Source organism: Curtobacterium sp. MCSS17_008, from assembly GCF_003234185.1.
Classification (GTDB): domain Bacteria; phylum Actinomycetota; class Actinomycetes; order Actinomycetales; family Microbacteriaceae; genus Curtobacterium.
In genome coordinates this window covers 102161-124534 of the sequence record NZ_QKSM01000003.1, presented here as the reverse complement: position 1 = coordinate 124534, position 22374 = coordinate 102161, and the positions used below count along the sequence as shown (strand labels likewise).

Annotated in this window: 19 protein-coding genes; 12 read left to right on the top strand and 7 right to left on the bottom strand. The window is 71.4% G+C overall.

Annotation, left to right across the window (positions count from 1 at the left end; genetic code table 11):
• Positions 1–28 precede the first annotated feature (28 nt).
• Together DEJ23_RS04965 and DEJ23_RS04960 are read right to left on the bottom strand one after the other, a co-directional pair.
• Positions 29–904 carry a UbiA family prenyltransferase gene (locus tag DEJ23_RS04965; protein WP_111239160.1) on the bottom strand — a complete coding sequence of 292 codons (876 nt, stop codon included), beginning with the start codon at positions 902–904 and terminating at the stop codon, positions 29–31.
• Positions 905–1002: 98 nt separating this feature from the next.
• Positions 1003–1914: a DMT family transporter gene (locus tag DEJ23_RS04960; RefSeq protein WP_111239159.1), complete on the bottom strand. Its 912-nt coding sequence runs from the start codon at positions 1912–1914 to the stop codon at positions 1003–1005.
• 71 nt (positions 1915–1985) lie between these two features.
• Between DEJ23_RS04960 and DEJ23_RS04955 the strand changes: the two genes are divergently transcribed.
• The 4 genes from DEJ23_RS04955 to DEJ23_RS04940 all read left to right on the top strand — a co-directional run bounded on the left by DEJ23_RS04955 (position 1986) and on the right by DEJ23_RS04940 (position 5648).
• A complete protein-coding gene (locus tag DEJ23_RS04955; protein ID WP_111239158.1) occupies positions 1986–2834 on the top strand; it encodes a LysR family transcriptional regulator in 849 nt (282 codons plus the stop codon).
• 69 nt (positions 2835–2903) lie between these two features.
• Entirely contained in the window at positions 2904–4106 is a 1203-nt protein-coding gene (locus tag DEJ23_RS04950; RefSeq protein WP_111239157.1) for a sensor histidine kinase, read from the top strand.
• Positions 4094–4801 carry a response regulator transcription factor gene (locus tag DEJ23_RS04945; protein ID WP_111239156.1) on the top strand — a complete coding sequence of 236 codons (708 nt, stop codon included), beginning with the start codon at positions 4094–4096 and terminating at the stop codon, positions 4799–4801. Before DEJ23_RS04950 ends, DEJ23_RS04945 begins: the two co-directional genes overlap by 13 nt.
• A 34-nt stretch (positions 4802–4835) precedes the next feature.
• Positions 4836–5648: a fructosamine kinase family protein gene (locus DEJ23_RS04940; RefSeq protein WP_258375250.1), complete on the top strand. Its 813-nt coding sequence runs from the start codon at positions 4836–4838 to the stop codon at positions 5646–5648.
• 421 nt (positions 5649–6069) lie between these two features.
• Here DEJ23_RS04940 and DEJ23_RS04935 read toward each other — a convergent pair whose 3' ends face one another.
• Positions 6070–6687 carry a TetR/AcrR family transcriptional regulator gene (locus DEJ23_RS04935; RefSeq protein WP_220034188.1) on the bottom strand — a complete coding sequence of 206 codons (618 nt, stop codon included), beginning with the start codon at positions 6685–6687 and terminating at the stop codon, positions 6070–6072.
• A gap of 39 nt (positions 6688–6726) precedes the next feature.
• On the opposite strand from DEJ23_RS04935, the gene DEJ23_RS04930 reads away from it, so the two are divergent.
• Positions 6727–7764 (top strand): alpha/beta fold hydrolase, encoded by a 1038-nt coding sequence (locus tag DEJ23_RS04930; RefSeq protein WP_220034187.1) that lies wholly within the window; start codon positions 6727–6729, stop codon positions 7762–7764.
• Positions 7765–8142: 378 nt separating this feature from the next.
• Here the strand turns inward: DEJ23_RS04930 and DEJ23_RS04925 are convergent, their stop codons facing one another.
• Together DEJ23_RS04925 and DEJ23_RS04915 are read right to left on the bottom strand one after the other, a co-directional pair.
• Complete coding sequence (locus DEJ23_RS04925) at positions 8143–9072, bottom strand: NADP-dependent oxidoreductase (protein ID WP_111239152.1); 930 nt, start codon at positions 9070–9072, stop codon at positions 8143–8145.
• A gap of 282 nt (positions 9073–9354) precedes the next feature.
• Positions 9355–10095 (bottom strand): SDR family oxidoreductase, encoded by a 741-nt coding sequence (locus DEJ23_RS04915; RefSeq protein ID WP_111239151.1) that lies wholly within the window; start codon positions 10093–10095, stop codon positions 9355–9357.
• Positions 10096–10226: 131 nt separating this feature from the next.
• Here DEJ23_RS04915 and DEJ23_RS04910 point away from each other — a divergent pair, with 131 nt between their 5' ends.
• Positions 10227–11072, top strand: a complete 846-nt coding sequence (locus tag DEJ23_RS04910) for a helix-turn-helix domain-containing protein (protein WP_111239293.1) — start codon at positions 10227–10229, stop codon at positions 11070–11072.
• Positions 11073–11313: 241 nt separating this feature from the next.
• Positions 11314–11754 carry a cytidine deaminase gene (locus DEJ23_RS04905; protein WP_111239150.1) on the top strand — a complete coding sequence of 147 codons (441 nt, stop codon included), beginning with the start codon at positions 11314–11316 and terminating at the stop codon, positions 11752–11754.
• A gap of 19 nt (positions 11755–11773) precedes the next feature.
• Here the strand turns inward: DEJ23_RS04905 and DEJ23_RS04900 are convergent, their stop codons facing one another.
• On the bottom strand, positions 11774–13150 hold the full coding sequence (locus tag DEJ23_RS04900) for a glycoside hydrolase family 26 protein (protein WP_258375249.1): 1377 nt from the start codon (positions 13148–13150) through the stop codon (positions 11774–11776).
• Between the two features lie 442 nt (positions 13151–13592).
• Between DEJ23_RS04900 and DEJ23_RS04895 the strand changes: the two genes are divergently transcribed.
• The 4 genes from DEJ23_RS04895 (at position 13593) to DEJ23_RS04880 (ending at position 19319) form a co-directional block, all read left to right on the top strand.
• Positions 13593–14897: an ABC transporter substrate-binding protein gene (locus DEJ23_RS04895; protein WP_111239292.1), complete on the top strand. Its 1305-nt coding sequence runs from the start codon at positions 13593–13595 to the stop codon at positions 14895–14897.
• A gap of 42 nt (positions 14898–14939) precedes the next feature.
• Positions 14940–15896 (top strand): carbohydrate ABC transporter permease, encoded by a 957-nt coding sequence (locus DEJ23_RS04890; RefSeq protein WP_111239148.1) that lies wholly within the window; start codon positions 14940–14942, stop codon positions 15894–15896.
• Positions 15893–16789 carry a carbohydrate ABC transporter permease gene (locus tag DEJ23_RS04885; protein ID WP_111239147.1) on the top strand — a complete coding sequence of 299 codons (897 nt, stop codon included), beginning with the start codon at positions 15893–15895 and terminating at the stop codon, positions 16787–16789. The genes DEJ23_RS04890 and DEJ23_RS04885 overlap by 4 nt, the downstream gene beginning before the upstream one ends.
• 106 nt (positions 16790–16895) lie before the next feature.
• Positions 16896–19319, top strand: a complete 2424-nt coding sequence (locus tag DEJ23_RS04880; RefSeq protein WP_258375248.1) for a glycoside hydrolase family 31 protein — start codon at positions 16896–16898, stop codon at positions 19317–19319.
• A 61-nt stretch (positions 19320–19380) separates the two neighbouring features.
• Here DEJ23_RS04880 and DEJ23_RS04875 read toward each other — a convergent pair whose 3' ends face one another.
• Positions 19381–20406 (bottom strand): LacI family DNA-binding transcriptional regulator, encoded by a 1026-nt coding sequence (locus DEJ23_RS04875; protein ID WP_111239146.1) that lies wholly within the window; start codon positions 20404–20406, stop codon positions 19381–19383.
• Between the two features lie 52 nt (positions 20407–20458).
• Here DEJ23_RS04875 and DEJ23_RS04870 point away from each other — a divergent pair, with 52 nt between their 5' ends.
• Positions 20459–22321 (top strand): glycoside hydrolase family 2 protein, encoded by a 1863-nt coding sequence (locus DEJ23_RS04870; RefSeq protein ID WP_111239145.1) that lies wholly within the window; start codon positions 20459–20461, stop codon positions 22319–22321.
• Positions 22322–22374: the final 53 nt, after the last annotated feature.

Here is a 22374-nt window from a genome sequence, read left to right as displayed (position 1 = left end):
CGCCGCGCGCAGCGCCTGCGCTCCGCGCTCAGGCGACGAGCCGTGCGCCGGCCACGCCGAGCTCCACGACGAGCACGAGCGACGACGCGATCACGAGCCGGAACAGGGCCCGGGTCGGACGACCGGCGAAGACCAGTCGGATGCCGACCGCGGCGAGCACGACCACCACCAGGGCACCGACGACCGCCAGCACCACGGCACCGCCCCGCGCGGGGTCGTCGCCGCCCAGCTGACCGCCGAGCACGAGCGCCGCGGCCACGACGAGCGCCCCGAACGCGAGCGTGCCGGCACCGCGGAGCCCCAGTCGGTGCGGGAACCCCCGGACACCGGTGGCCTCGTCGTCGAGCAGGTCGGGCAGAACGTTCGTGCAGTGGATCGCGATGCCGAACACGGCACCGGTCGCGATCGCCCACCACGCCGGCCACGCTGCGTCCTGACTGCCGCCGGCCGCGACCGCGACGACCGGCAGCAGGCCGAAGGCCACCACGAACGGCACGACGGACCAGACCGTGCGCTTCAGCCCGGCGTCGTACGCCCACCCCGCCGCCACGAGGACGACGTGCGCGACCGCGGCGACCGGGCCGAGGGCGATCGACAGGAGCACTGCGGCCCCGGCGGTCGCGAAGGCCGCGGCCCGGACGGCCCGGACGCTGATGAGCCCGCGTGCGACGGGTTTGTCGCTCCGCCCGACGGCACGGTCGCGGTCGGCGTCGATCCAGTCGTTCGCCAGACCGATCGACAACTGCCCCGCGACCACGGCGAGCGCCACGAGCGCGACGAGCCACACGGGGTGACCGACCGCGACGGCGATCACCGCGGCGAGCACGGTGACGGTGACGGTCGGTCCGGGGTGCGAGGACGCGAACAGCAGGCGGACGGTCGATGGCCTGCGGGTGTCGCTCACTCCCGCGAGCGTACGGACCGGTGGCTGCACGGGCGCGACGGGCAGGGGACGCGCCCCGTCGGCGTCGACGCGGCTGGGCCTCGGTGGTCCTCCCGACGTCACCCGGCAGCGACCTGCCGCGCCACCGCCCGCCGGCCCCGGAGCACCCCGGACGCCAACGCGATGCCGAGCAACACCACGAGCCCGCCCACGGGCTCGTTCCACCGCAGCGGCTCCCCGAGCACGAGGACGCCGAGCGCCACCCCGACGACGGGCGTCAGGTACGTGACCGTGGATGCGCGACCGGCACCCCACGCACCGACCAACCGCGTGTTCCAGGCGTAGGCCAAGCCCGTGCCCACCGCACCGAGCGCGACCGTCGCTGCCACGATCCTCCAGTCCAGCTGCACCGGACCGGTCGCGACGACGGGCGCGACCAGCAGCATGAGCAGCGCCGCCAGGGACAGCTGCACGGTCGCGACGGTCGTCGGGTCCTGCCCGCTGCCGACGCCGAAGCGGCGCAGCCACGCGAGGCCGATGCCGTACGACGCGGTCATGCCGAGCAGCGCGAGCTGCCCGGGCACCGTGGCGAGGACCGCTGGGTCGCCGACCAGGTCCCACGGTCCGACGAGCACCAGGACGCCCACCACGCCGAGCACGATGCCGCCGAGTTGCCGACGGCTGAGCCGCTCGGACGGCACGAGGACCGCGAGCGCCAGCAGCGTCATGATCGGCGTGGTCGCGTTGTAGATGCTCGCCAGGCCGGACGGCACGGTCTGCTCGGCCCACGCCATGAGCGAGGAGGGGACGGCGTTGAGGAACACCGCGACGACGAGCAGGTGCCCCCACACCCGCGGCTTGCGCGGCCAGCGCCGACGGGTGACGAGCAGCACGACGACGAGCGTCACGGCGCCGAGCACGGTACGGACCGTGGCGACCTGCTGCGGGGCGAGGCCCTCGAGGCCGATCTTCGCGAAGAAGAAGCTCGAGCCCCAGGTGAGGGCGACCAGGACGTAGAGGAGGGCGTTCACGAGCGCTAGCATCGAGCACGCTCGAGCCATGCGGCAAACGACTGGTCCGCATGGAACCATGAAGGACACGCATGACCCTCTCCATCCCACAGCTCCGCGCCTTCATCGCGACCGTCGACGCCGGGTCGTTCACCGGTGCAGCGACCGTCCTCGGTGTCGGCCAGTCCGCCGTCTCCCACGCCGTCGCCGGGCTCGAGCGCGAGGTCGGCGGCCCCGTCGTGCGACGAGGCGGCGCGACCGTACCCACCCCGCTCGGCGACCGCATGCTGGCCCACGCCCGGAGCGTGCTCGCCTCCGTCGACGCCCTGGAGGCCGTGGTGCGGCCCGCCACGGCCCGCGGCACCGTCCGCCTCGCCGCCGTCCCGACGGTCTGCCAGGGCCTGCTGCCGCGGCTCCGCGAACTGTGGGCGGTGACGCTCCCCGACGTCGACGTGCAGGTCTACGAGGGCGACGACGACGAGATGCCCGAGTGGCTCGAGGGCGGCACGGTCGACGCCGCCGTGCTCGTCGACCCGTCCCCGGTGCCCGACGGGGGCGTGGTCGTCGCCCGGGACGAGATGGGCGCGGTCGTCCGACGGGACCACCCGCTCGCGTCGACCGCCGCCCTCACGCTCGACGACCTGCACGAGGACGGCCTGGTCGCCGGCGGCGGCGGGTGCGAGCACCAGATCCAACGCATGCACGAGCTCGCCGGGCAGCCGTTCCGGTGGGCGCACCGCGTGCGGGAGATGAGCACGATGTTCGGCATGATCCAGCGCGGCGAGGGGGTGTCGATCGTCCCGACGCTCGGACGGGTGATGCTGCCGGACGACCTGGTGATGCTGCCGGTGGAGCCGCGGTACGTGCGGACGCTGGTGCTGACCGGGCCGTCCTCGCGGCCGTGGCACCCGCTCACGCAGGCACTCGTCGACGCGGTGTGAGGTCGCGCACCGACGTCTCCGACCTTCGGCCGATCCACGCCGGGCCGTCGTGTTCCTAGGCTCGGTGGCATGACCGCGACCGCGCTCCGACCTCCCGTTCCCATCGGACGACGGGTGTGGTCGGAGACGTGGCGGCTCGCCCTGGCCGCACTGATCGGGCTGGTCGGGCTGGTCGCGGTCTGGTCGACGCTCGACGCCGGGGCGTGGAGCGAGGCCCGGCTCGGTACGGCGCTGCTCGTCGACCTCGTCGTCGGGGTCGCCGCCATGGTGCTCGTCCCCTTCCGCCATCGCGTACCGCTGTTCACCGCGGTGCTCGTGATCGCCGCCAGCACCGTCTCCACCTCGGCCGTCGGCGCGGCCGTCCTCGCGCTCGTGTCCCTCGTCGCCCGACGTCGGGCGGTGGAGATCGCCGTCGGGAGCGCCGCGTTCATCGCGTCCTCGATGTTCGGTGAGGGGCTCTACCCGGTCGAGGACACCACCCCGCTCTGGCAGGTCGCGATCGCAGCGGTGGTGTGCACCGCCCTGCTGGTCGCCATAGGCGTCGCGATCGGGCAGCGCCACGCGCTCGTGCAGTCGTTGCGCGAACGGGCCGCCCTGCTCGAGCGCGACCAGCAGCTCCGCGAGGACCGGGCCCGCGAGCAGGAACGGGCGCACCTGGCCCGTGAGATGCACGACGTCCTCGGGCACCGGCTCTCGCTCGTCGCCCTGCACGCCGGGGCGCTCGAGTACCGCGGGCGTTCCCTCTCCCCCGACGAGACGGTCGAGGCCGCCGGGGTGGTCCGTGCCGAGGCGCACTCGGCGCTCACCGAGCTCCGCGACGTGCTCGGGGTGCTCCGCGAACCGGGCGACGCCGCGTCCGTCGGCGGGACCGCTCCCCCGCAACCGACCCTGCGGGACCTGCCCACCCTGTTGGACGAGGCGCGGCGGGGCGGTGCCACGGTGACGGCGACGGTGGACGACGCGAGCGCCACCGCACCCGACGCAGTGGGCCGGCATGCCTACCGGGTGGTGCAGGAAGCCCTCACGAACGCCCGCCGGCACGCGCCGGGACAGCCGGTGACCGTCGTGGTGGACGTCCTCGACGCCCCCGCGCTCCGGGTGCGGGTCAGCAACCCGACGGCCGGAGCGCCAGGGTCGGACGCCCGTCCGCCGGGCGGGCACGGGCTGCGCGGCCTCGCCGAACGCGCGCGACTGGTCGGTGGGACCTTCTCGGCCGGGCGCGACGCCGACGGCACCCACGTGGTCGAGGCGGTGCTCCCGTGGACGGCGTGACCGCACCGATCCGTGTCGTCCTGGTCGACGACGACCACCTCGTCCGCGCCGGGCTCAGGCTGCTCCTGAGTGGTGACGACGGCATCGAGGTCGTCGGCGAGGCGGGGGACGGGCTCGCGGCCGAGGGCGTCATCGCCTCGACCGCACCGGACGTCGTGCTCATGGACATCCGCATGCCGCGCTGCGACGGCCTGGTGGCCACCGAACGGGAACTCCGCAAGCAACCGGAACTCGCCGTGCTCGTGCTGACGACGTTCCAGGACGACGACCTGGTGCTCGGTGCCCTGCAGCGCGGCGCCCGGGGGTTCCTGCTCAAGGACACGCCGCCGCACGAGCTCGTCGAGGCGATCCGCACCGTGGCCGCCGGACGGTCGATCCTGTCGCCCTCCGTGCTCGACCGCGTCATCGCCTTCGCGGCGAGCGCGACGCCCGGGTCGGACCACGGGACCACCGCGATCGCCGCCGCCGCGGCCGACGGGGGCGCCGAGCGCGCGCTCCTGGCCACCCTGACCGAGCGGGAGACCGAGGTCGCGCTCGCGGTCGCGGCGGGAGCGTCGAACGCCCAGATCGCCAGCGACCTGTTCGTGAGCCTCGCCACCGTGAAGACGCACGTCGGCCACGTGTACGAGAAGTTCGGCGTCGACAACCGCGTGCAGCTCGCCCTGGTCGTGCACGCCGCCCGCCGCGGAGCCTGAACGCGCGACGGGCGCCGTCGGCAGGATGGAAGACGTGTCCGCCACCCACGTGAAGACCTTCCGCGACCCCGACGAGGCCACCGCCGAGGCAGCCGGCCTCGCCTGGCTCGCCGAGGCCGAGGACACCGGCGGCACCCGGATCGCCCGCGTCCTCGACCACCCGCAGCCGAACGTGCTCCACCTCGAGCGGATCACCGACGGCAGCCCCTCCCGGGCGCAGGCCGAGCGCTTCGGCCGCTCGTTGGCGCGCACGCACGCGGCCGGTGCGCCGCACTGGGGCGCCCCGTCGCCGGGCTTCCCGTCGAGCGGGGCGCTGCGGATGGGCCGCTCGCGGACACCCTTCACCGCTGCTGCAGACGCTCCCGCGACCTGGGGTGCGTTCTTCGCCGAGTACCGGATCCGCGACTTCGTCCGTCGCATCGTCGACGCCGGCGGGTTCGACGCGGCCGAGGCCGCCGTGTTCGACCGCGTGGCGGACCGTCTCGAGGACGGCACGCTCGGCTCGCCGCAACCGCGGCTCGTCGGGGACGGTCCCGCCCGCATCCACGGTGACCTGTGGGCCGGGAACGTGCTCTGGCCGACCGACGCGTCGGAGCCGACCGGCGCCGTCCTCATCGACGCCACCCCGCACGGTGGACACGCGGAGACGGACCTCGCGCTGCTGGCACTGTTCGGGCTCCCGCGACTCGAGACCGTCCTCGACGCGTACGACGCCGAGTCCCGGCTGGCCGACGGCTGGCAGGAGCGCGTCGAGCTCCACCAGCTCGCGCCGCTGCTGCTGCACGTGTTCCTGTTCGGCGGGTCCTACACCGACCATGCGCTGCGGACGGCCCGCCGGTACGCCTGATCGCGGCCCGCTCCGATGAGGAGGTCGAGGTCAGCGTCTCCCCGTCGCGCTGGCCGCTCGGTACTGACTGCACGCACTCCGGCCCCGTGGACGACCCGTGACGATCCCCGGGAGCGACTGCGCACTGACAGCCGTCACGCTGTCGACCGTAACGCTGACAGGCGCCGCACTCGGTATCGACCCCGTCCTCCTCTTGCCCACCACAACGCGTTGCAAAAACCGGTCCAAGTGTCCGCTGACCGATCGGCCATCGAGACGGCTGTATCCGCGTACCCTCCTGCGATGCACGGGCACGCACAACGCCTGCGTCACTCTCGTCGTGAAGGTGGCCCGCTCATCGCGGGGCGGCAGTGGTGCCTGGCCACCCGAGCCGTCCTGGCAGCCCGCACGAAGGACACCATCCGTCTCGACAGCCGAGCGGCTACCCCGGGCTTCCAAGCAGGGGGCGGTCAGTGGTGAGCGCGCCGGACACGAGGGCCTGCACGAGTCGATCAACGTCGTACTGTGGATCGGTCGCGGCGCCGACGCACAGGTTCCCGACGCCCTTCAGAAGGCTGTACCCGCTGAGAGCTGCTTCTTGTCCGGGAGCATCCGGCCGAGCGCGAGCGGCCTCCAAGAGCGAGGTGCAGACCGGTACGAGGCGGTCCACGAAGTATGCGTGCAGGGCGTCTGCTCCGGCATCGTCGCCGTGAAGGGCGCTGGCGAGGCCGTGCTTCGTCACAAGAAAGTCCACGAACAGCGCCACCCACTCTCGCAGTGCTTCTTCCGGGGTCGCGCTCTCGGCAAGGAGCCGCGGCCCGGCTTCGGCGCAGGCTTCGACCTGGTGTCGGTAGACGGCGACGACCAGGGTTGGCCGCGTCGGGAAGTGCCGGTAGATGGTCCCTACCCCCACTCCGGCCTTCGCCGCGATCTCGCGCACCGGAGCGTTCACTCCGGACTCGAGGAACACCGCGGCGGCCGAATCAAGGAGAGCTTGCTGGCTCCGGCGGGGCCGGCCGACCGGTCTCGACGCCACGACCGCCTCGTTGTCGTCTTGCATTGTGGCCATGAGGCCCTCCTCGCCAGGTCGCGCTCCCGCTTGCTCAGCGGAACCGTGTTCCGTAATCTTGCGGAACAACGCTCCGATAACCAGTATCGCAGAGCGCGAATCCTCCTCGGGAAGGCAATTTCCATGTCGTCATCACTCATCACCGCACTGGACGAGATCACCGGCGCCGGACGCCCGGTCGTCTCCGTCGCTCCCGTGTCCCTGTCAGCGCCGGACCGGCCCGTTCCACTCGAGGTCCGCGTGTCGGCACCCGCCACGGGAAGAGGCCTGCCGGTCATCGTGTTCTCGCACGGGAACGGTTGGAACCTCGACGGATACGCGCCCCTGACTGCGTTCTGGGCGTCCCGCGGCTTTGTCGTCATCCAGCCCACGCACCTGGACTCAAGGAGGAACGGGTTCGGGTTCGATCATCCGGTCTTTCCCTCGATCTGGACCGAGCGCATCAGGGACCTGACTCGCATCATCGAGCAGCTCGAGGCCATCGAAACTGCCGTCCCCGGTCTTGCCGGCCGTGTCGACCGCGAGCGGATCGCCGTGACGGGTCACTCCTGGGGCGGCCAGACGGCGCAAGCACTCCTCGGCGCACGCATCGTCGATGAGGAAGGTCAGGTGGGAGGCGACATGTCTGACAGTCGTGTCGCCGCGGGCATCCTCTTCGCCGCCACCGGCCTCGGTGGCGACGACCTGCACCCGTTCGCGCAGGCAAACTTCCCCTTCATGCGTCCCTCGTTCCACGAGCTCACCACCCCGACGCTCGTCGTCGCCGGCGACCACGACCAGTCGAAGATGTCGAGCCGCGGACCAGACTGGTTCACCGACGCCTACACGCACAGCCCCGGCGCCACCGATCTCCTGACCTTCTACGGTGCCGAGCACGGCTTGGGTGGGATCGTCGGCTATGAAGTTGCCGAGACCACCGACGAGAACCCCGAGCGGGTCGCCGTCATCCAGCGGATGAGCACCGCTTACCTCCGGAGCGCCCTGCACCTCGACGAGAACACATGGTCCGCTGCCCGCGAGGTGTTCGGCAACAGCGGAGACCTGATCGGACGCGCCGACAGCAAGTGACCGCACGGCCACGCACGATCACAACCGCTACCACCGACTCGTTGTTCGAGGCGGAGTCGCTGACGGTTCAGCCGAGCCAATCCGGGAAATCCCGTCAGCATGCGCCAGGACTGGCGGTGGTCGTCGATGATTGCGCGCACCTCGTCCAGGCAACGCTCGAAGGCGGCGGTAGCGGTGCTGCGAGGCATGTGATCCTCCTCTCACTTGTCGAGCTCGTTCCTCGTCGGTCCAACGACAGATCGTGCCCGGCTCCTGCACCTCGACCACAAGGTTGAGGTCGACGATCCGTTCACGCTGCGCCGTCGGTCGCCGGTGGTCCGGCGCGTCGTGCGCCGCAGTGGGCCACCGGCGTAGCGAGTTCGGGTCCGCGAGCGGGGATCAGGGAAGGACGATGACCTTGCCGGCGACGCGGCCCTCGGCGGCCTCGGCGTGTAATGCGGGGAGCTCCTCCAGGGGGATACGCCGGGTCACCTCCACCGTGAGAGCTCCGGTCTCCACGAGTGAGACGAGTTCGGTGAGTCGGTCCCGGTGGGGGAGGACGAACACCGTCGCTGCCCGGACGCCGCGTGCGGCGTCACTCGGGGTGGCCATGAACGCCGTGGTGCTGACGACGATGCCGCCGTCGCGGACGGTCTGCACGTAAGCCCCGAACAGGTCCGGTTCGATCGGCGCGAGGTTGAGCAGCACGTCCACCTGCCTGTCGACCGCGCCGAGCAGGTCGGTCGTCGTGTGATCGATGATCTGGTCTGCTCCGGCAGCACGGACGGCCTCGATGCTGCGCGGGCTCGCCGTGGCGACGACCTCGATGCCCGCCCGCTTGGCGAGCTGGATGGCGTACTTGCCGACGACACCACCGGCGCCGACGATGAGGACCCGCTCGCCCTGTTGGAGCTCGCCGTCATCGAAGAGGGCCTGCCATGCGGTCAGGGCGACGGACGGGAGTCCCGCCGCGTCCGCGAGCGGGATGCTCGCCGGTGCCGCAACCACGGCCTCGGCGGGAGCGAGGACGAACTCCGCGGCACCTCCGTCGCGTTCCATGGGGAGGAACGCGATCACCTCGTCACCCACCATGGCTGCCGTCACGTCGTCGCCGATGGCGTCGATGGTGCCCGACACGTCGTATCCGGGCACGTGGGGCAGCTCGATGGGGATCGGCAGGAAACCTGCCCGCATCCCGGCGTCCGCTGCATTGAACGCCGATGCGGCCACGCGGATCCGCACCTGTCCCGCGCCCGGCTCGGGCCGATCGAGGTCCACGACCTCGAGGACCTCGGGCCCGCCGACCTCGGAGAACTGCACTGCCTTCATGATCTCGTTCCTCTCTAAGTGATTCGAGTTCGACGCCGAACATCTCGCGCGCATCCTCGGGAAGGTGACCACGCACCTCCGCGCTGCACCACCCCGGTCGGCCTCTCGCCGTCGAAAGGCTCGAGCTCGGGTCCCAGGTGGGGCATCGGTCACCGGCCCTGGATGCGGTCCGTGCGGTCGGGGCCGGCCCCTGCACGGGCCGCCAGCCGAGCGGCGCCGTCGACGCTCAAGGCGGACCGGAGCAAAGCCGGACCTGGTCCGGTGCACGTCGAGGCCATCGGGTCAACGGCCCGGGAGCGTGTCGAGCGCCAACGAACGGGCTGCGAGGAGCTCGGCGTAGGTGCCGTCCCGCTCGGCCCAGCGCAGTCGCTGCGCGGCCTGCACGACGACCTCGCCGGGGGCCGGCTCCTGGGTCAACAGGGCGACGACCTCGTCGAGGTACGTCTCGAGGGGCAGGGCTGCCGGGTTGATCTTCTCCTGGCCAGCCGTCGCGACGGCCGGCGGGACGAGCTCGGTCACGTGGACGCCTGTGCCGGCGAGCTGAGCCCGCAGAGCCTCGGTGTAGGCGTGGACGCCCGCCTTCGACGCTCCGTAGGAGGGCATCAGTGGGAACGGGACGAACGCGATGCCCGACGACACCGTGACGACGTCCCCGCCTCCGCGACGGACCAGATGAGGCGTGAAGGCGTCCACGGCACGGATCGTGCCGAGCAGGTTCACGGCTATGGTCGTCTCTGCGGCGGCGAAGTGGGAAGGGTCGCGCAGGTCTTCCATGAGCATGACCCCCGACATCGTGACCACCATGTCGAGGTCGGGATGCGCCTCCAGGACCTCGTCCCTGGCGCGGGTCACGGAGTCGGCATCGGTGACGTCGATGCGAACGGTCTCGAGGTCGTCGACCTTGCTGGTGTCGCGTCCGGCGACGACGACGGTGCTGCCGGAAGCGGCGAAGCGGCGTGCGAGGCCAAGGCCGATGCCGGAGGTGCCGCCGATGACGAGGACGGCGCGGTCGATGATGTCCATGGTGTCTCTTCCTGATGGGAACGGGTGCAGGGCGATGCTCGCCCCGCGCGCCGCGGGCAGCGAGGCCCCGGGTGATCCAGGGAGTGACAGGACCCCTGCTCCGGCACCGCCTGATGGGTATCGTCACGACCATGGACGCTGCCGCACGGACGAACGCGCTCGGTGAGTACCTGCAGGCCCGGCGCGGCCTGGTCTCTCCCGAGCACGTGGGCCTGCCCGCAGGGACACGTCGACGGGTGCCGGGCCTGCGCCGCGAGGAGGTCGCCCTCCTCGCGGGCATCAGTGCCGACTACTACCTGAGGCTCGAACGCGGCCGCGACAGCAACCCCTCCCTGCAAGTGCTCGAGGCGCTCGCCCGTGTGCTGCAGTTGGACGACGTCGAGACGGCCTGGCTCTGGGACCTCGCGACGCCACGGCCGCGCGTGAGACGCGCTCGGCCCGTGGAGCGGGTCCCGGCACGACTGCAGCACCTGCTCGCCGCCCTCGACGTGCCCGCGTTCGTCGAGGGACGCTACTTCGACGTCCTCGCCTCGAACAAGGCGGCGGTGTCATTGTCTCCGCGGCTCGTCCCCGGGGAGAACCGCTTGCGGTCCCTGCTGCTCGACCCAGCGGAGCGTGGGTTCCACCGTGACTGGGAGGGCGCGGTGGCGTCGTTCGTCGGCGCCGCCCGGAAGACCCTGGGCCACGACGAGAGCGATCCCCGCGCGGTCGAACTGGTCGGGGAGCTCTCCCTGGCCAGCGCCCGCTTCCGCACCCTCTGGGCCCGGCATGATGTCCGGGCACTGGACGGCGGCAGCGTGACGGTCGATCATCCCAGGGTCGGCCCGCTCGACCTGCATCGCGAGAAGCTGCCCGTGGGCGAGGTCATCCTTGTGATCTACTACCCTGACGAGCACAGCGACAGCGCCGACAAGCTCCATCTGCTCTCGACATGGGATGCCAGCGCACCAAACCTTGCACTCGGCCCGCGCACGTGATCGTCCAACGGGATGCCTGGTGTGACCAGCGCGTCCAGCGTCCGGTTCGCCACCACGGTGACGGTGGCCATGCCTGTACCGTCTCGGGTCGCTTGCACCACGGCTTCCTTGATCTCGCCTGGGGATGAGCTCGAGATGGCGCGGGCGTCTCTGACGTCGGCGCCCGCTGGCATGCACTTTTCGGGCCGCGCCCGGTAGCCGATCCCCTTCCAGAACGCTCTGCGCGCCCTAGTGTCGGAGCATGTTCGGTGCCCTTCCGCCCTCCGCCGCCGTCCTCACAGAAGAGGACCATGCCCTTGTCGAGGCGGCTCGTTCGACCATCGATGCCGTCACTGATGCCGGCCCAGATGAGGACGGTGTGCACACCATGGGTGCAGCAGTTCGCGCCGCAGACGGCCAGATCTTCACCGGCGTGAACGTCTACCACTTCACGGGCGGACCCTGTGCCGAACTCGTGGCGCTCGGAGCAGCCCGCGCCGGCGGCGCCACTGAACTGACTCACGTGGTCGCCGTGGGCAACCACGGCCGGGGTGTCAAGAGCCCGTGTGGCCGCGACCGCCAAGTCCTCGCGGACTACCACCCGCATGTCCGCGTCATTCTGCCCGGACCTGACTGCCTCGTGAGTGTGACAGCAAGCGACCTGCTGCCACTTGCCTTCGATCACAGCGCCGAACAGGTCTGATGAATCGTCCGTAGGGCGATCAGCTGTCGAGACGCTCGGTCCCTTCGGGTCGAGCGCCCGATTCGGCCGTTCGGCAGTGCTCGGGGGCTGCCGCGAAGTGCAGCCATCCGGGCAGTGCTTCGACGAACGCGTCACGTGTGGTCGGGTCGTTCGTCACGGTCCAGTCGACCTGCTCGTGGACCTCGGTTTCGTACTTGTCCCACTCGAACCAGTTGATCATCCGTACGTTCGGGAAGGCAGCAGCGGTCTCAGCGGAGAAGACCTGCGACCACCATGCCTTCTTGATCGCGAGTTCACCGTCGGCGTCGCCGCGCGGAACGACGAGCGCAGCGGTTTCGGGGATGGCGACCGGCTTGTTGCGTCGCACGCCGAACAGGTCGTAGAAGTCCGGTACGGCGGTCTCGTCGCCGCCAGCGCCGTTGTAGGTACCGGTGAGCTTCGCTGCGAACTTGCCTTCCTCCGGTAGGACGTTCGCTCCCCAGGGTGCCGCGGCTCCCCAGAGGTAGATGGACAGGCCGACCCAGTCGACGACGTCATCGCCGGGGTAGTACGGCGTGTACGGGTCATCGCGTGCCGTGAGGACTCCGTCGCCGTCCGTGTCCAGCACGTCGAAGGCAGGCGTCCCAGCGACCGCCGCCGACGGGCCGCCCGCGAAGGGGTAGCCGCCGCCCTCGTTCGGTGCCCACATCGTCGCGCTACCGGGCGCTCCACTCCGCAGCGCGCCGGCGACCCGTCGGAACGCGGCGACGTACGCGTTGGGCTGCTGCCCCCAGGGGTACCAGGACCCGTTCATCTCGTGTGCGAATCGCACGATGACCGGGACACCGTTCTGCTGGATCCCGTTCACCAGTGCGGCGATGTCGTCCGCAACCCGGTCAGTGACGGGTTCCAGGCCCTTCTGCGGCTCGAGGGTGAGGAGCAGCGTGCCACCCTCACCGCGCACCTGCTCGGCGGCTGCGTTCACGTCCTCGCGGTCGTGCGTGTTGAGCGGGATGTCGGCGAACACCACCGCGACAGCGGGCTTCCGGCCCAGCAGAGACGCGTAGTCCTGAAGTGTCTGGTGACCCCAGTCGAGGTTCACGCCGAACAGCGCTCCGGCGTCAGGGACGACCTCGGCTGCCGTTCGGGGATCGCACCGGGTTCCCGAGCTCCTGAACGCCCGCGGGAACGTCGTGCAGCCGGTGACTGCGACCGAGCTGACCAGCGTCAAGCCCGCAACCGCTGTCATCGACAAGAACGATCGGCGAGGAACGGAGCGGGCCACACCCACATCATCCCAGCAGCCAGCAGCCAGGAGCCAGCAGCCAGCAGCAGTGTCCGATAGCCGGTCGTTCACCGCTTCACGCTCGAACGTGACAACCACGACAACTTCTCTCGGGCCGCCTGGCCTGGGCATTCTCGTATGACTGTCCCGCGAAACTACCCGGTGATGGGGCGCTGAACGCTACACAACTGGCGACGTCACCTGCGGCCGAGCACGTCGTCGAGGTGCCCTGGGTGGACCTGCACGACGTCGAGCCGGACGATCGACGGCTGTGGACTGGTCGGTCGGCCTGGGCACTCGCGATCCTGACCGCTTCCGGCTGGCTCGGCCTGCTTGCACGGCCCGCACTGGGCTCACCGCTGGGCGCGAGCGCCTCCGAGCGCCTCCGAGTCGGACGTGCTCGTGCGCAGGACGCGCGCTGCGCTACGCGGCGGAGGCAGGACAGCGGCCCCGCGGCTGATCCGTCACGACGCCCTCGGGTCTCGAGGCGTGGTCACGATGCCGTTGACATTGCTTTTACAGCGCTGTAAAACTGGGCTGGCGCGACGGAGCGCGAGAAGGAGTGACCATGGTCATGAGCAGCACATCGGCACGGTCGGCGCTCAGTCGGCGCGGGTTCCTCGCGAGCGCCATCGGCGGAACCGCCCTCGGGACGCTGGCGCTCGCCGGGTGCTCGACCCCGTCCCCGGGCGGTGCCGCCGCGGGTGGCACGACGCTGCGCTTCTACGAGCAGAAGCAGGAGGTCATCGCCTACTTCGACGACCTGCTGCGCAGGTTCGAGCGTGAGCACCGCGGGCTGCGTGTCGTCCACGACAGCACCGGCGCCATCGCCCCGCAGTTCGTCCGCGGTGAACCGGCCGACGTCGGTTGCTTCAACGACAACCTCGAGCTCGCCCGGTACATCGAACGCGGCGTGCTCCGCGACCTGAGCCACCTGCCGTCGGCCGCACGGGTACGGAAGGACATCGACGGGCTGACCACCCAGTACGCGAAGTTCGAGGACCGCACGAGCGTGCTGCCCTTCTCGCTCGCCGCCGCCGGCGTCATCTACAACAAGCGCATCTTCGCCGAGCAGGACCTGCCCGTGCCGACGACGTGGGACGAGTTCGTCGACGTGTGCACGGCGCTGCAGCAGACCGACGTCATCCCGATCTACGCCACCGACCGCGACACGTGGACACTGTGGCAGGGGCTCTTCGACTACTCGGTGGGCAGCCTCGTCGACACGGGGTCCTTCTTCCGGAAGATGAAGGAGCTCGGCACGGACGTCGGACCCGACTCCGAGGTGTCCTTCGAGCAGGACTTCGCGGTGCCGATGGAGCGCGCGAAGAAGATCTCGTCCTTCTTCAACCCCGACCACGCCACCCGCTCCTACGCCGACGGCAACCTGGCGTTCGGGCAGGGCAAGGTCGCGATGTACCTGCAGGGACCGTGGGCGCTCAGCCAGATCGCACTGGTCGACGAGGACCTCCCGGTGGGGACGTTCCCCCTGCCGGTGTCGAACGACCCCGGTGACCGGCAGGTCCGCGTCAACATCGACCTCGGGCTCTGGATCCCGACCACCACCCCGCACCTCGACGAGGCGCAGGAACTCGTCGAGTTCCTCATGCGGCCGGAGGTGATCGACACCTACAACATCGACAACCTCGCGTTCTCGACCACCGAGGACGCGGCGCCGCAGACGGACGAGCGGATCGTCGGCCTGCAGTCGTTCGTCGACGACGGCGCGTTCTACCAGGGCGCCGGCACCTTCATCCCCACCTCCATCCCGCTCGGCAACTACCTGCAGACCGCGATCCGGAGCGGCGACTTCGAGTCGATGCTGCGCCGGCTCGACACCGACTGGCGACGCCTCGCCGGCCGCTCGGCGACGGTCTGACCGACGCACCAGGCACCGCCGACCAGGACCCCAGGAGCCACCATGACCATGCAAGCCCCCCTGACCCCCGAGACCGACGACGCACGCCCCGGTCCTGCCACAGCCGCCACCCGCGTGTACCGACGCGTCGGCTCGCTGCGCCGCACCGAGGGCATGTACTACCTGTTCCTCGTGCCGGCCCTCGTGCTCTTCACGGCGTTCGTCGTCGTGCCGGCGTGCGTCGGTGTGTTCTACAGCTTCACCGACTACCTCGGCTTCGGGCAGTGGCACTTCCTGGGCATCGAGAACTACCGCGCGCTCGTCTCCGACCCCGCGATCCTCGGGTCGTACGGCTTCACGCTCGGTTTCGCGGTCGTGACCGTGATCGTCACGCAGGTGCTCGCCCTGGCACTGGCCATCGCCCTGACGAAGCGGGTCCGCTTCGCCAGCGGACTCCGTGCGGTGTTCGTCATCCCGATGGTCGTGTCGGGCATCATCGTCGCCTACGTGTTCAACTACCTGTTCTCGAACACGCTGCCGGCACTGGCGACCTCGGTCGGGTTCGGTCCGCTCGAGCAGAGCATCCTCGGCGACCCGGGCCTCGCCTGGCTCGCCATCGTCATCGTGTCCGCGTGGCAGACGATCCCCGGTGCGTTGCTCGTGTACACGGCCGGGCTCACGTCGATCCCGACGGACGTCTACGAGGCGAGTTCGCTCGACGGGGCCGGGGCCTGGAAGCAACTCCGGTCGATCACGCTCCCGCTCATCGGCGGCTTCATCCTCATCAACACGGTGCTCGGCGTGAAGGGCTACCTCGGCGCCTACGACGTCATCGTCGGTCTCACCAACGGCGGACCCGGATCGGCGACGAGCAGCGTCGCGATGACGATCTTCACCGGCTTCACCAGCGGTGACTACGCCTACCAGATGGCCAACGCGACCGTCTTCTTCATCATCACCGTCCTCATCTCGGTCCTGCAGCTCGCAGTGACGCGCGGAAGGAACCTCCGACTCGCATGAGCGCCATCGACACCCGGTCCCCGGCGACCGCCGCCGCCCGCACCACGTCCGACCGTCCGCGTCGCCACCGGCTCGGTCGCGTCGACTGGCCCCTGACGATCGTCCTGGCGATCGCCTCCCTCACCGTCCTCGTCCCGCTGTACGTGACCGTCGCGATGGCGTTCAAGACCAGCGCACAGGCGGTCGACGGCAACGCCCTGTCCCTGCCGCTGCCGTTCAACCCCGCGAGCTTCGCCGAGGCATGGTCCCTCACCCGGTTCCCGGTGTCGTTCTCGGTCTCGCTCGGGGTGGCCGCCCTGACCGTCGTCGTGACGCTGCTGCTCAGCTCGCTCGCCTCGTACGCGATCGTGCGGAACTGGCACCGCCGCTTCTTCCGCTGGTCGTTCGTGTACCTGCTGGCCGCGATGTTCCTGCCGTTCCCCGTCGTCGCGCTGCCGCAGATCAAGTTCACCGCGATGATCTCGCTCGACAACCCGGTCGGCGTCGCGATCCTGCACGCCATGTTCCAACTGTCGTTCAGCGTGCTGCTCTACTCGGCGTTCCTCCGCTCCATCCCCGTCGAGCTCGAGGAGAGCGCACGCATCGACGGCGCCTCGACGTGGCAGATCTTCTGGCGGGTCATCCTGCCGCTGCTCGGACCGATGAACGCCACCGTCGGCATCTTCGCCTTCCTGGCGTCCTGGAACGACTTCATGCTGCCGTCGCTCGTCACCGCCGACCCCGGCCTGCAGACGCTGCCCGTCGTGCAGAACATCTTCCAGAGCCAGTTCGGCACGAACTACAACGTCGCGTTCGCCTCGTACCTCATGGCCATGGCGCCGACGATCGTGGTCTACCTGTTCGCACAGCGCTGGGTGATCAGCGGTGTGACGCAGGGTGCCGTGAAGAGCTGACCCGAGCGGCGCGGCCGACCCGGGCAGCCGACGCGAGCCGCGTGGCGGGCGCACCCCGAGCCTCCAGACCGACGACGGCCGCACCGGCCGAGACAGGACCACCACCGTGACCACGCCGACCACCGGCCCCCTGCCCACGATCCGCCCCTTCCCGGGGTCCGACCCAGCCGCCTCGCCCGACGCCGTCGTGCAGGGCGACCACTGGCGCGTCACCGTGCTGCAGGACGGCCTGTTCCGGGTCGAGTGGAGCGACGACGGCGGCTTCGAGGACCGCGCCTCGACCTTCGCGGTCCGACGCCGGCTCGCGGTGCCCGAGTACACCGTGACGCGCCGCGGCGACGGCGTCGAGGTGACGACCGACCGCGCCACCCTGCGCTACGACGGCCGGCCGTTCTCGGCGACCGGGTTCGTCGTCGAGACGTCCGGTCCGGACGCGAACCGCTGGCGCTACGGGCAGGAGCCCCGCGACCTCGGCGGCACCGGCCGGACGCTCGACGACGTCGACGGCCGGATGCCGCTCGAGTCCGGCGTCCTGGCGCGGGACGGCATCGTCATGCTCGACGACAGCGAGTCGTTCCTGTTCGAGGACGACGGCTGGGTCGGCAGCCGCGTACCCGGACGACGCGACGTCAGCGTCTTCGCGTACGGGCGGGACTACGCCGCTGCGCTCCGTGCGTTCCACGCGGTGTCCGGGCCGCCGACGCTGATGCCGCGGTGGGCGCTCGGCAACTGGTGGAGCCGGTACCACCCGTACTCCGACGAGTCCTACCTGGCGCTGCTCGACCGGTTCGACGAGGAACGCCTGCCCTTCTCGGTCGCCGTGATCGACATGGACTGGCACCGTGTCGACTCGGTGCCGCCACGGTTCGGCAACGGGTGGACCGGGTACTCGTGGGAGCCGTCGCTGTTCCCCGACCCGCCCGCGTTCCTCGCCGAGCTGCACCGCCGCGGCATGCGCACGACGCTCAACCTGCACCCGGCCGACGGGGTCCGGGCGTTCGAGGACGCCTACCCGGCGATGGCCGCCGCGACGGGCATCGACCCGGACACCGAGCAGACCGTCGGGTTCGACCCCACCGACCCGGACTTCCTGCGCGCGTACTTCGAGGTCCTGCACCGCCCGCTCGAGGAGCAGGGCGTCGACTTCTGGTGGATCGACTGGCAGCAGGGCCGCACGACGAGCATCCCGGGCGTCGACCCCCTCTGGGTGCTCAACCACTTCCACCTGCTCGACTCGGCGCGGGACGGCGGCGCCGGCATGACCTTCTCGCGCTACGCCGGCCCCGGGAGCCACCGCTACGCCGTCGGCTTCTCCGGCGACGCGGTGGTCTCGTGGGCGTCGCTGGCGTTCCAGCCGGAGTTCACCGCGACCGCCGCCAACATCGGGTACCCCTGGTGGAGCCACGACATCGGCGGCCACACCCGCGGTGTCCGCGACGACGAGCTCGCGACGCGGTGGGTGCAGTTCGGGGTGTTCTCGCCGATCATGCGCCTGCACTCGGCGAACAACCCCTTCATCCGGAAGGAGCCGTGGGTGTTCCCCGCCGAGCCGCGTGCGGCGATGGGCGAGGCCCTGCGCCTCCGCCACCGGCTCGTGCCCTACCTGCACAGCATGAACCACCTGGCGGCCGCGGGCACGGCGCTGGTCCGGCCGATGTACCACCTGGAGCCGCACCGCGACGAGGCGTACCGCGTGCCGAACGAGTACGCCTTCGGGACCGAGCTGCTCGTCGCGCCGATCGTCGAGCCGCGCGACCCGGTGACCCTGCGCGGCCGTGCCCGCGCGTGGCTGCCGTCCGGCACGTGGACCGACGTCTTCACCGGCACCACCTACGCCGGGGACCGGTTCGTCGACCTCCACCGCACGATCGACACGATCCCGGTGCTGCTCCGCGCCGGCGGGATCCTGCCGCTCGCCGCTCCGGAGGAGGTCGACGCGACGGTGAACCCGACCGCGCTCGAGGTGCTCGTCGCACCGGGCGCGTCGGGGTCGTTCACGCTCGTCGAGGACCGCGAGGGAGCGGCCGACGCCGGCGACGCCGGCGGTGCCGGCGGTGCCGGTGATGCCGGCGGTGTCGGCGACCCGGCCGGCAGCGTCTGCCGGACGGTGCTCGCATGGGACCGTGACACCGCCACCTTCCGGGTCGACCCGGCATCGGGCGACCTCGATGCCGTCCCGGCGCGGCGACGGTGGCGGATCACCTTCCTCGGGTCCCCTGCCGACGGGCAGGACGTGGCCGTGGTCGCGCCCGGCCGTTTCTCGGTCGACGTCGAGGTCACGAGCGACGAGGGCGCCGTCATCACCCTGGCCGGTCTCCCGACGGTCGGGATCGACGCCCGCGACGCGGCACGCGAGCTGCTCGAGCACGCCCAGGCCGGCAACCCGGAGAAGCTCGCCGCGTGGGAGGTCGTGGACCGCGACGAGCCACGCGCCGACCGCATCGCCGAGCTCGAGGCCATCGGGCTGCCGGGGTCACTGCGGCGCGCCCTGGTCGAGCTGCTGGGGAGCGTGCAGCCGGGCCTGTCCTGACGGCTCCGCGCGTGCTCCCGACGGGTCGGCGGGCGGATGCCCGTTCGGGTCACCGGACGCGTCAGTCCACCGACCCGTCCGGGTAGGGCGCGCTCTCCCCCACGAGCAGTCGGTGCCCCACCGTGACGGACCGCCCGTCCCCGGGGCGGCCCTCGATGCGCTCGCGCAGACGCCCGAGCGCGGCCTCGGCGAGCGCGACGGTGTCCGGTGCGACCGACGTCAGGCTCGGCACCAGGCTCGCGGCCAGACCGATGGCGTCCCACCCGACCACCGCGACGTCCCGGGGCGCCTCGAGGCCGCGCAGACGCATCGCCCGGAGCGCGCCGACGGCTGCGAGGTCGTCGCGGCAGAGCAGCGCGTCGATCGACAGGCCCGCGTCGAGGGCCCGACCGAACGCGTCCTCCGCGCCACGGGCGTCGCCGACGGCACGCGGGACGCAGAGCGACGGGTCGAACGACAAGCCTGCGGCGGCCAGACCGTCGCGGTACCCCTCGAGACGGAACGTCGACGTGCGGGACTGCTCGCCGACCTCGTGTCCGAGGAACCCGATGCGTCGGCGGCCGAGTGCGGCGAGGTGCGCGACGGCCTCGGCTGCGGCACGCACGTTGTCGATCGCGACGAGGTCCGCGCCCTCGGGCCGCACGTCCTCACCGAGGAACACCACGGCGGTGTCGCCGCGGGCGCGGTCGATCTCGGCCGGCGTGAGCACCTGGGGGTGGATGACGACGCCGTCGACCACGCCCGCCTCGCGCCCGCGGACGGCGGACAGCTCCCCGCCCGGGGACCCGGCGGTCTCCTCGAGCAGGAGTTGGTACCCGTGCGCGGCGCACACCTGCGAGAACACGTGTGCCAGCTCGGCGAAGTACGGGCGACGGAGGTCGGGGAAGGCGAACGCGAGCATGTTCGTGCGGCCGGTCGCGAGGCTGCGGCCGGACACGTTCGGCCGGTAGCCGAGCGCGTCGACGGACTCCTGCACCCGCGTCCGCATGGCGTCGCTGACGTGCTGGTAGCCACGGACGACGTTCGAGACCGTCTTCATCGAGACGCCGGCGTGCTCCGCGACGTCCTGCAACGTGACCCGGCCCACCCGCTCACCGTACCGTTGACGCCCGCTTTACAGCGCTGTAAATTGCAGGATCATGAGCACCGTCGCTTCCTCTGCCCCGGCCGACGTCGGCACCGTCCCCCTCGCGAGTCGCCAGGACGGCAGGTACCCGCGACCCCAGGCGGTGCGGCGCGACTGGGTGGACCTCGGCGGCCCGTGGTCCTTCCGTCACGACGACGAGGACACCGGCACGGACTCCGGTTGGGCCGCGGGCCTGCCGTCCCCGCGCACGATCACGGTGCCGTTCCCGCCGGAGTCGGAGGCGTCCGGCATCGCCGAACCCGGGTTCCACCCCGTGGTCTGGTACGCCCGGGCCATCGGCCGCGACGAGCTCGCCGCCGCCGGCCGCGGAGCCGAGCGACCCCGCCTGCTGCTGCACTTCGGCGCCGTCGACCACCGCGCGCAGGTCTGGATCGACGGCCGCTTCGTCGGCGAGCACGAGGGCGGGCACACCCCGTTCACGTTCGACGTCACGACCCTGCTCACGGGCGGCTCCGACACCGACGAGCACCTGCTCGTGGTCCGCGCCGAGGACGACCCCCACGACGCCACGCTGCCGCGCGGCAAGCAGGACTGGCACGAGGAAGCACACGCCATCTGGTACCGCCGCACGACCGGCATCTGGCAGACGGTCTGGTTGGAGGCTGTGCCCACCACCGCGGTCGACTCGCTCCGGTGGACCCCCGCCGGACCGGCCGCCACCGCGCTGACCGTGCGCTTCCGCGGACGCGTCCCGGCCGGCGCACGGCTCCGCGTGGCGCTCCGCTTCGACGAGCGCGACGAGGACCTCGGGACCACCGACTGGGACGCGACCGCCTGCCACCCGACGCTCGACGTGACGGTGCCGATCGCGCGGCAGCGCAACGGGCAGGCCGAGGACGAGCTGACCTGGTCGCCGGAGACCCCGAGACTCGTCGACGCCGTGCTCACCCTGGTCGACGCCGACGGCCGGGTCCTCGACGTGGTCGCGAGCTACCTGGGCGTGCGGAGCGTCGGCGTGGGCGGCGGTCGGTTCCTGCTCAACCGGCAGCCGTACCCGGTGCGGAGCGTCCTCGACCAGGCGTTCTGGCCGGAGTCGCACCTCGCCGCACCCCACCCGCTCGCCCACCGGCAGGAGGTCGAGCTCATCAAGGCGCTCGGCTTCAACGCCGCCCGGATGCACCAGAAGATCGAGGACCCGCGGTTCCTGTACTGGGCCGACCGCCTCGGCCTGCTGGTCTGGGGCGAGGCACCGGCAGCGTACGAGTTCTCCCCCACCGCCGTGCAGCGGCTCACCACCGAGTGGATCGCCGCCGTCGAGCGCGACGCATCGCACCCGTCGATCGTCACCTGGGTGCCCTTCAACGAGTCGTGGGGCATCCAGCACGTGGTCTCCGACCCGGCGCAGCAGGCGTACGCCCGGGCGCTCGTCGACCTGACGCGCGCCCTGGACCCGTCGCGTCCGGTGATCAGCAACGACGGCTGGGAGCAACAGGACACGGACATCGTCACGATCCACGACTACGAGGGGGACGGGGCGGTGCTCGCGCGCACCTACGCGGACGACGCCGCGCGCACCCGTGCCCTCGAGGGCCTGGCACCGTCGGGGCACCCGCAGTTCGTCGGTGGCGCCGTCGACCACGGACAGCCGGTGATGCTCACCGAGTTCGGCGGCGTGCGGTACCAGGCCGCCGGACGACGACAGGAGGGCTGGGGCTACACGGCCGCCACGGACGACGAGGACTGGGTCGTCCGCATCGCCGCGCTGCACGACGCCGTCCGCACGAGCACGTTCCTCGCGGGCTCCTGCTGGACGCAGCTCACCGACACGATGCAGGAGACCAACGGGCTGCTCAACGCCGACCGGTCGCCGAAGGTGCCGATCGAGCAGATCCGCCGCGCGGTGACCGGGAGCTGACGAGGACGGGGGTCGTCCTCGGGCGGGCGGGTTCGGGGCCGGGTACGCTGCGG

Excerpts from the sequence above, each read along its gene's own strand:
- DEJ23_RS04915 (WP_111239151.1), bottom strand. The coding sequence starts at position 10,095 with ATGGACATCATCGACCGCGCCGTCCTCGTCATCGGCGGCACCTCCGGC.
- DEJ23_RS04950 (WP_111239157.1), top strand. The coding sequence starts at position 2,904 with ATGACCGCGACCGCGCTCCGACCTCCCGTTCCCATCGGACGACGGGTG.
- DEJ23_RS04900 (WP_258375249.1), bottom strand. The coding sequence starts at position 13,150 with ATGCCCAGGCCAGGCGGCCCGAGAGAAGTTGTCGTGGTTGTCACGTTC.
- DEJ23_RS04895 (WP_111239292.1), top strand. The coding sequence starts at position 13,593 with ATGAGCAGCACATCGGCACGGTCGGCGCTCAGTCGGCGCGGGTTCCTC.
- DEJ23_RS04910 (WP_111239293.1), top strand. The coding sequence starts at position 10,227 with ATGGACGCTGCCGCACGGACGAACGCGCTCGGTGAGTACCTGCAGGCC.
- DEJ23_RS04905 (WP_111239150.1), top strand. The coding sequence starts at position 11,314 with ATGTTCGGTGCCCTTCCGCCCTCCGCCGCCGTCCTCACAGAAGAGGAC.
- DEJ23_RS04870 (WP_111239145.1), top strand. The coding sequence starts at position 20,459 with ATGAGCACCGTCGCTTCCTCTGCCCCGGCCGACGTCGGCACCGTCCCC.
- DEJ23_RS04890 (WP_111239148.1), top strand. The coding sequence starts at position 14,940 with ATGACCATGCAAGCCCCCCTGACCCCCGAGACCGACGACGCACGCCCC.
- DEJ23_RS04925 (WP_111239152.1), bottom strand. The coding sequence starts at position 9,072 with ATGAAGGCAGTGCAGTTCTCCGAGGTCGGCGGGCCCGAGGTCCTCGAG.
- DEJ23_RS04935 (WP_220034188.1), bottom strand. The coding sequence starts at position 6,687 with ATGCAAGACGACAACGAGGCGGTCGTGGCGTCGAGACCGGTCGGCCGG.
- DEJ23_RS04955 (WP_111239158.1), top strand. The coding sequence starts at position 1,986 with ATGACCCTCTCCATCCCACAGCTCCGCGCCTTCATCGCGACCGTCGAC.
- DEJ23_RS04885 (WP_111239147.1), top strand. The coding sequence starts at position 15,893 with ATGAGCGCCATCGACACCCGGTCCCCGGCGACCGCCGCCGCCCGCACC.